The organism is Cupriavidus sp. 05T41 (assembly GCF_056396525.1).
Genome location: NZ_JBFTLQ010000154.1, coordinates 1 through 8,198, shown reverse-complemented (window position 1 = coordinate 8,198; position 8,198 = coordinate 1). Strand labels below are relative to the sequence as shown.

7 protein-coding genes and 1 pseudogene are annotated in these 8,198 nt (G+C 69.4%); 3 read left to right on the top strand and 5 right to left on the bottom strand.

Going from position 1 to position 8,198, the window contains the following annotated elements; genetic code table 11:
* Positions 1-184, bottom strand: a pseudogene (locus tag AC1DKV_RS39550) (SDR family oxidoreductase); the annotation flags it as partial.
* Between the two features lie 15 nt (positions 185-199).
* Between AC1DKV_RS39550 and AC1DKV_RS39545 the strand changes: the two are divergent.
* Together AC1DKV_RS39545 and AC1DKV_RS39540 are read left to right on the top strand one after the other, a co-directional pair.
* The gene (locus AC1DKV_RS39545; RefSeq protein ID WP_441650373.1) at positions 200-1,411 is read left to right on the top strand and encodes a class I SAM-dependent methyltransferase; all 1,212 of its coding nucleotides are present in this window, start codon (positions 200-202) and stop codon (positions 1,409-1,411) included.
* 29 nt (positions 1,412-1,440) lie between these two features.
* Positions 1,441-1,635 carry a DUF2905 domain-containing protein gene (locus AC1DKV_RS39540; protein WP_441617561.1) on the top strand — a complete coding sequence of 65 codons (195 nt, stop codon included), beginning with the start codon at positions 1,441-1,443 and terminating at the stop codon, positions 1,633-1,635.
* A 69-nt stretch (positions 1,636-1,704) separates the two neighbouring features.
* Here the strand turns inward: AC1DKV_RS39540 and AC1DKV_RS39535 are convergent, their stop codons facing one another.
* From AC1DKV_RS39535 to AC1DKV_RS39520, 4 genes are all read right to left on the bottom strand, one after another.
* The gene (locus AC1DKV_RS39535) at positions 1,705-2,940 is read right to left on the bottom strand and encodes a multifunctional CCA addition/repair protein (RefSeq protein ID WP_477139638.1); all 1,236 of its coding nucleotides are present in this window, start codon (positions 2,938-2,940) and stop codon (positions 1,705-1,707) included.
* Between the two features lie 9 nt (positions 2,941-2,949).
* On the bottom strand, positions 2,950-3,642 hold the full coding sequence (locus AC1DKV_RS39530) for a glutathione S-transferase family protein (protein ID WP_477139637.1): 693 nt from the start codon (positions 3,640-3,642) through the stop codon (positions 2,950-2,952).
* Positions 3,643-3,840: 198 nt separating this feature from the next.
* The gene (locus AC1DKV_RS39525; RefSeq protein ID WP_477139636.1) at positions 3,841-4,866 is read right to left on the bottom strand and encodes a complex I NDUFA9 subunit family protein; all 1,026 of its coding nucleotides are present in this window, start codon (positions 4,864-4,866) and stop codon (positions 3,841-3,843) included.
* 95 nt (positions 4,867-4,961) lie between these two features.
* Positions 4,962-6,920: a lytic transglycosylase domain-containing protein gene (locus tag AC1DKV_RS39520; protein ID WP_477139635.1), complete on the bottom strand. Its 1,959-nt coding sequence runs from the start codon at positions 6,918-6,920 to the stop codon at positions 4,962-4,964.
* Between the two features lie 104 nt (positions 6,921-7,024).
* Here AC1DKV_RS39520 and AC1DKV_RS39515 point away from each other — a divergent pair, with 104 nt between their 5' ends.
* Positions 7,025-7,615, top strand: coding sequence for a 5-formyltetrahydrofolate cyclo-ligase (locus tag AC1DKV_RS39515; protein WP_441617551.1), 591 nt, complete (start codon positions 7,025-7,027; stop codon positions 7,613-7,615).
* Positions 7,616-8,198 lie beyond the last annotated feature (583 nt).

Here is an 8,198-nt window from a genome sequence, read left to right as displayed (position 1 = left end):
AACGGTGGCAGTGCACCGCCACGTCCCAGCCGCGCGCGGCCAGTTCCAGCGCGATCACGCGGCCGAGCCGGCGCGCGGCACCGGTGACSAGCGCGACGCCGCGCGCCGGGGCGGCGGTGGCAGCAGTCGCTGCGGCAGGTGCCGCGCCGGGCGCGGCGGAGTCAGGGGATACGGAGTCTGGCATTGCTACAATCGCGGTATGCACAAAGGCGCTAGTCTACCCCTTCCCCCMGCCGACGCGCTGGCCGCGTCCGCCGCGCTCAGCGCACATATCGGCCAGGCCATCGTCGACGCCGGCGGCTGGCTCGGTTTCGACCGCTATATGGCGCTTGCGCTATATGCCCCCGGCCTTGGCTACTACAGCGGCGGCGCCGCCAAGTTCGGCCGCGACGCGCGCGACGGCAGCGACTTCATCACCGCCCCCGAACTGAGTCCGTTCTTCGCGCGCACCCTGGCACGCCAGTTCGCGCCGCTGCTGGCGCAAGGCCTGTCCGAGGTACTCGAATTCGGCGCCGGCACCGGCCGCCTCGCCGCCGACCTGCTGCTGGCCCTGGAACAGGAAGGCCAGCTGCCCGAACGCTACGCCATCGTCGAACTTTCCGGCGAGCTGCGCGCGCGCCAGCAGGCCACGCTGGCCGGGCGCGCCCCGCGCCTGGCCGCGCGCGTGCAATGGCTTGACACGCTGCCGGAGCATTTCGAAGGCATCGTGGTCGGCAACGAAGTACTCGACGCCATGCCGGTGCGCCTGTTCGCCCGCAGCCACGGCCGCTGGCTCGAACGCGGCGTGATCCGCCGGGAGAGCGAGGATGGCGCGGAGGCTACCGATGGCGCCGGCGCCTTCGCGTTCTCCGACCGCCCGCTGCCGGCCGACGCCCTGCCCGAAGCGCTGCACGCCATCCCCGGCGACCACGACATCGTCACCGAGACCCACGCCGAAGCCGAGGGCTTCACGCGCGCGCTGGGCGCGATGCTGGCGCGCGGCGCCGCCTTCCTGATCGACTATGGCTTCCCCGCCGCCGAGTACTATCACCCGCAGCGCATGGAGGGCACGCTGATGTGCCACTACCGCCATCATGCGCACCCGGACCCCTTCCTCTACCCCGGCCTGCAGGACATCACCGCCCACGTCAACTTCAGCGGCATCGCCCACGCCGCCGTCGACGCCGGCCTGACGGTAGCCGGTTTCGCCTCGCAGGCGCGTTTCCTGATGAACGCCGGCATCACCGAATTGCTGATGGCGCTGGACCCCAACGACACGCAAAGCTTCCTGCCCGCCGCCAATGCGGTGCAAAAGCTGTTGTCCGAGGCGGAAATGGGCGAGCTGTTCAAGGTCATCGCCCTGACCCGCGGGCTCGACGACACCTTGCCGCTGGCCGGTTTCGCGCGCGGCGACCGCAGCCACGCGCTATAGTCAGGCATCCACCCCCTCAGGCACGCACMATGCTGCGCTGGACCCTCACCATCTTCCTGGCCGTCATCTTGCTGTCGGCAGCCCTGCCCTGGCTGCAAAAGCTGGGGCTCGGGCGGCTGCCCGGCGACGTGCGGTTCCGGCTGTTCGGGCGGGATTTCATGCTGCCGTTTGCCTCCACCATCCTGCTGTCGCTGGTGGCCTTGCTGGTGGGCAAGCTGATCTAGGGACGGGAGCGGGAGCGGGGATCGCGYCGGCATGCGCCGGCCCCTCCCCTGGCCCGTGCGAGCGTCCGCTCACGCCCCCAGCGCAGTCTCCACCGCCGCCACCCGCGCCACATGCACGCGGTCGCGGATCAGCGTCGCATTCCCCGCGCATTCCCTGGCCACCGCACCCCCATCCACCGACGACGCGGCGTCGAGCGCCGCCATCAGCCGCGCGGTCTGCGGATAGCTGCGTTCCTCGAAGCCGAGGCGCCCCCGGGCATCGGCCTCGCAGGCCTGCAGTACTTCGGCAAAGCGGGCGGGCTTGCGCAGCGCGTCGCAGCGCTCCAGCAAGCGCGTGAGCGCCGCGGCGCCGAAGGTGTCGGAGCGGTGGATATTGCCGTGCTCGCGCGCGACCACGACCGCGAGGTCGCGGCATTCGGTGGGCACGCGCAGGCGCTTGCAGACGGCCTCGAGCAGCGCCACGCTGCGCTGTTCGTGGCCGATATGGCGCGGCAGGATGTCTGCCGGCGTGGTGCCCTTGCCGAGGTCGTGCATCAGCGCGGCGAAGCGCACCGCCAGCGAGGCGCCCATGGCGGCAGCGGTATCGACCACCATCATCACATGCACGCCGGTATCGACTTCGGGGTGGTAGTCGGCGCGCTGCGGCACGCCCCACAGCCGGTCCAACTCGGGCAGCAGGCGCGCCAGCACGCCGCAGGCGCGCAGGACCTCGAACATGCGCGAGGGCTTCGCTTCCATCAGGCCGCGCGCGATTTCCTGCCACACACGCTCGGCCACCAGGGCGTCGACCTCGCCCGCTTCGACCATGCGGCGCATCAGCGCGAGCGTGTCGGCGGCCACGGTGAAATCGTGGAAGCGCGCCGCGAAGCGGGCCACGCGCAGGATGCGCACGKGGTCTTCGGCGAAGGCTTCGGAGACATGGCKGAACTGGCGCGCGGCCAGGTCGCGCTGGCCGCCGTAGGGGTCGATCACCGGGCCGGTGAGTGCGCCGTCCGCATCGACCGCGCGCGCCATGGCGTTGATGGTAAGGTCGCGCCGCACCAGGTCGTCCTCGAGCGAGACGTCCGGGGCGCAGTAGAAGGCGAAGCCCTTGTAGCCGGCCGCGGTCTTGCGCTCGGTGCGGGCCAGCGCGTATTCCTCCCTGGTCTGCGGATGGAGGAAGACCGGGAAATCCTTGCCGACCGGCTTGTAGCCCGCGGCTTCCATCCCGGCCGGGGTCGCGCCCACCACCACGTAGTCGCAGTCCTGGCTGGGCTTGCCCAGCAGGGCGTCGCGAATGGCGCCGCCTACGGCATACACCTGCATAAGCGGATCTCAGTGATTGATGACGATGGCGTCGTCGCGGTCGGGGACGAGCCGGTAGGGTTCATCGGATGCGAGGAAATMGCGCTCCTCGCGCGCGTCGGCGATCCAGGCCTGCATGGCCGGCAGCGCGAGCATGAAGTCGGCGTAGGGCTTGGCCGCATCGTCGGGCAGGTGGATGCCATAGGTGGCGAAGCGGCTGACCACCGGCGCGAAGTACGCGTCGGCGATGGTGAACGCGCCGAACAGGAAGGGGCCGCCGGCCCCGAAGCGCGCGCGCAGGTCGGACCAGATCGCGGCGATGCGGTCCACGTCGCGCTGCACGGCCACGTTCCAGCCCATGCCGGGCAGCACCGCGGTGACGTTCAGCGGCAGCTGGCTGCGCAGGTTGCCGAAGCCGGAATGCATCTCCGCGCAGACCGAGCGGGCCAGCGCGCGCGCGTTGCGCTCGGCCGGCCACAGCTGCTTCTCGGGGAAGCATTCGGCCAGGTATTCCGCGATCGACAGCGTGTCCCACACGGTGAGGTCGCCGTCGATCAGCACCGGCACCTTGCCGGTGGGCGAGTGGCGCGCGATCTCCTGCTCGAAGCCCGGCGCGAACAGGCGCACCTTGACCTCCTCGAAGGCAATGCCGGCATGGCGCATCAGCAACCACGGACGCAGCGACCAGGACGAATAGTTCTTGTTGCCGATGACGAGCTTCATCGCGGAATCCTTGCAGGAAATGGGGGAAGAGAGGCCGGGACAGCACACCAGCGAAACAGGTCATTGTAGCCAGCGGCGCCGGGCCCCTCCAAGCGAATTGCGCTCGCAGCGATGTGAAGCCAGGTCACATGCGCCGCCGGCGGCAGGACGCGGGCAGGCCACCGGCAGGCCCCGCGCGGACCTGCCGCCCGGGCCGCTTCAGCGGTAGATGCTTCGCCGCAGCACCTGCATCTGGCTCTCGTGGCCGCGGCCGGCCAGCACGTCGGTCATCACCACTTCCAGGCTGACGGGCTGGCGCAGGCCCAGCTCCGGCGCGATCTGGCCCTGCATGACATTGTCCAGCCGCATGKAATCGAGATTGTCGCGCGTCATCACCGGCGCGCCCGGCATGTGCTCGAGCACGGCTGCCTGCAGGCGCGCGAGCGCGTCGGGCAGGTGCAGGACCGGGCGCGGATGGCCGCTGGCGCGGCCGGCAAAGCGCACCAGCTCCTCCAGCGTGTAGACCTGCGGCCCGGCCAGGTCGTAGGTCCGGCCGATGGTGGCGGGCGCGGCCATGGCATTGACGAAGGCCTGCGCCACGTMCTGCACGTAGACCGGCTGGAACCTCGCCTGCGCGCAGGCCAGCGGCACCACCGGCGCGATCTGCTGCATGTGGGCGAAGAGATTGAGGAAATGATCGTCGGGACCGAAGATCACGGAGGGGCGGAAGATGGTCCAGTCCAGCTCGCTTTCGCGCACCACGCGCTCGCCGTCGCCCTTGCTGCGCAGGTACATCGACGGCCCCGCGCTGTCCGCGCCCAGCGCGCTCATGTGCAACAGCCGGCGCACGCCGGTGCTGCGGCAGGCTTCCACCACGCAGCGGGGAAGATCCACATGCGCGCCGGCGAAGGCGCCKCCATAGGGCTCGGCACGCTCGCCGTGGAGGATGCCGACCAGGTTGACCACGATGCCGTCGGTACCCAGCGAGCCGATGGCGGCGTTCAGGTCGGCCTCGTTGCGCACGTCCAGTTCGGTGACTTCCACGCGCGGCAGCAGCAGCAGGTGCTGGGCGTGCTCGGCGTCGCGCGTGGCGGCGACGATGCGCTCGGGGTCGAGGGGCGGCTCGGTCACACTGCCCGGTTCGAGCGGCGTGGCCGAGGCGGTGGCKACACCCGCCAGGCGCGCCACCAGGTGGCTGCCGACKAAACCGGCCCCGCCGATCACTAGGACATTGCTGGTCTGCATGGATTTCTCCGTGGCAAGGGACGACTGGCGCGCGCCCGAAATGGAGCACGCGCCGGTGACCGCACCGGCCGGCAGACCGCGCCGCCCGCGCTGCCTCAGGGCAAGGCGGTGGTGGTGATCTGCGACGGCGACACCGAGCCCAGGCGATCCTTGAGCGACTGCGGCCGGCCGCTCATCAATGCAGCATAGTACGTGGCGTTGGAGAGCACATTCTTGACGTAGGTACGCGTCTCCGAGAACGGGATGGTCTCGGCGAAGATCGCGCCCTCGACCTGGCGCGGCAGGCTCGAGCGCCAGCTCTTGGGACGCCCCGGGCCCGCGTTGTACGCGGCCGAAGCCAGCGTCCAGGAGCTGTCCAGGTCGGTAAACACCATGCTCATGTAGTTGGTGCCGAGCATGATGTTGATGTTCGGATCGCTCATCATCGAAGGCGAGAAATCCGTCATGCCGATCTTGCGCGCGACCCACTTGGCGGTGGCCGGCATCACCTGCATCAGGCCATGGGCGCCGGCGGACGAGCGCGCGTTCATGATGAAACGCGATTCCTGGCGCACCAGGCCGTAGGCCCAGGCCATGTCCAGGCCGACGTCGTCGGTGGCGCGCTGCATGATGTCGCGGTAGGGCATCAGGAAGCGCAGCGAGAAGTCGTGCTCGGCCTGGGTGCGGTCGGCGGTGTTGACGGCGCGGTCCAGCAGCTCGATGCGGCGCGCGTAGTCGGCGGCGGCCAGCAGTTGGCGGTCGGTCATGCCGCGCAGCTCCCAGTTCCACTCGCGGTTGCCCTCGAAACGCAGGTTGAGGTCATAGAGCTTCTGCGCGCGCACGAAGCCCGGGCGGCCGCGCATGGCGTTGACATCGGCGTCGGCGACCTGGGTGCGCACCGGCAGCACCGTGCGGTTGCCCAGTTCCTCGTTGGCCAGCTGGCCATAGAAATTGAACTGGCCGGCGATCGACTGGAACTGCTGCTGGGCCTCGCCGGCACGGTTGTCCGCCTTGAGCGCGCGGCCATACCAGTAGGTCCAGGCCGGGTCCTTGGCGCGCAGCTCGGGGCGCATCAGCTCCACCGCCAGGCGCACCTGCTTCCAGTCGCCCTGGCGCAGCGCGGCACGCACGCGCCATTCCTGGGTCTCGTCGGACAGCCACTGGTTGCCGCCCAGGTCCATCTGGCGGCTGTAGTAGCCGGCCGCCTCGGGCGCCAGCTTCTTGGCGGCGAACTGGCCGATCACGCCCCAGCCCGCGCCCTGCTCGTCGCGCGACAGGCCGCCGGCGCTGGCGTTCAGGTAGGCCGCCGCCTGCGAGGGATCGTTGCRCGCCATCTTGACCACCGTGGCCAGTGTGTTGCTGTCGCCGCGCGCGTCGGGGACCGCGGCGGCAATGCGCCCCGCCAGCGTCACAAAATTCTGCTCGAGCGCCTGGCGTGCCTGGAAGGCCACGTCGCTGGGCTCGATCTGCCGGCTCTGCGCCAGGTAAGCGATCAGGTCGACGCAGCCTTCGCCGAAGTACTTGGGATCGCTGAGCACGGCGCGCGCATCGGCCGCCACGTTCTGGCCCTTGAGCGCGCGCGACAGCAGCGCATAGCACTCCACCTGGGTGTCGTCCTTGAGCACGAACTGCGGGTACTCGGCGTCGAAATTGGCCCAGTCGCGCTTCTTGCCCAGCACCAGCAGCCAGTCGTTGCGCATGCGGTCGGCAATGGCCTCGCCCTTGTAGCGCTGCAGGAAGGCGCGCACCTGGTCGTCCGGCGCGTCGATGCGGGCCAGGCCGCTGGCGTCGAACATCTGCGGCTTGATGCGGAAATACTCGACGTACGACGGGATCGGGTAGTCCACCAGCGTGGCCGAGATGGCATCGGTGCGCACCACGTCGTTCTTGCGGGCGGCCTCGCGCAGTGCCACGAAAGCGTCGTCGGGATTGCTCGGGATGCTCAGCGAGGGCGCCTGGGACTGGACCTGCGGCGACGGGCGCTTTTGTGCAAATACCGGCGTGGCAAGCAGCGCGCACGCGATCGCCGTCAGGGCGGCCTTGGCCGCACGCTGCGGATATACTCCCTTCGGCATTCTTAGCTTCCTTGTTGTGACGGCCGGACGGCATCGCCTTCTCGGAGCGCGCCTTTTCCGACCGTGCAATATTTGGTCAACAGCAGACATTATCCCACGCAGCCATGCCCAGCGACGAGCATCGCAACCGCTCCGGCGAGGAACGCAACGCCCTGCGGCAGCGCCTGCTGGCGCTGCGCGCCGCCCTGCCCGCGCGCGCCCGCGCCGACGCCGCCATCGAAGCCGCGCTGGCCACGCTGCTGGAACGCCAGGCAGCGGTGCGGCGCCTCGGTTTCTACTGGCCGATCCAGCACGAGTTCGACGCACGCCCCGCGGTAACGCGCTGGCTGGCCGCCGCGCCCGGCCGCCAGGCGGCCCTGCCGGTGGTCAGCCGCCCCGGCGCGCCGCTCGACTTCCACCTGTGGGAACCCGGCACCGCGATGGCCACTGGACGCTACGGCATCCCGGTCCCCGACGGCACGCCGGCCGTGGTGCCGGACGCGCTGCTGATTCCTTGTGTCGGTTTCAGCTCCGATAAGTTCCGCTTGGGATATGGCGGGGGCTTCTATGACCGCACGTTGGCGGCGCTGGCTGCCGCTGGCGGTACACCGCCGGTGGCGATTGGCATCGGGTTCGAGGCTTGCCGGATCGGGCTCCTGGCGGAGGGGCATGATGTGGGGATGGATTGGGTGGTTAGTGAGGGGGGGATTTTTTGACGCATGGGAGTGCGCCTGTGTCTGTGGGCCTGGCGGCCCGAGCTTGATTGGCTGTTCAGACTGTGGGCCTGGCGGCCTGGGCCTTTTGGGTCCTTCAGGCGCATGCAAGTGCGCCTGTCTCTGTGGGCCTAGCGGCGCGGGCTTTTTGGGTCATTCAGGCGCATGCAAGTGCGCCTGCCTCTGTGGGCCTAGCGGCGCAGGCTTGGTAGCCCGTTCGCACACATGTAAGTGTCACTTTTCTTTTCTCGAAAAGAAAAGTAACCAAAAGAAAGCGATTCTTGCAGAAGGCTGGGCGCTCAGATTTCTCGTCTCTCGCTGGTTTCGTGGTGGGTCTTGTGGCTTCGGCTCGACTGCTGACGCTACCGGCGCTGGCCGCGGTGCCATCCCGGATGTGGCCGTTTCACATTACGGCTCCATGATGGCCGAGGCCCAGGCCATTCAAGCTGCTGCCGCGACCGGCTCGGGTGGCCACGATATAGCACCCTCGTGTTTTCGTGGTGGGCGCGGTGGACCCGAACGCGAAAGCCTCGGCTTCCCAAACCGGTGGGCCGGTGTGCTGCGGCTGAGTGCTCCCGCCCGGGAG

Bases quoted from the DNA above. Each gene is read 5' to 3' on its own strand.
- AC1DKV_RS39515 (WP_441617551.1), top strand. From the start codon at position 7,025: ATGCCCAGCGACGAGCATCGCAACCGCTCCGGCGAGGAACGCAACGCC.
- AC1DKV_RS39540 (WP_441617561.1), top strand. From the start codon at position 1,441: ATGCTGCGCTGGACCCTCACCATCTTCCTGGCCGTCATCTTGCTGTCG.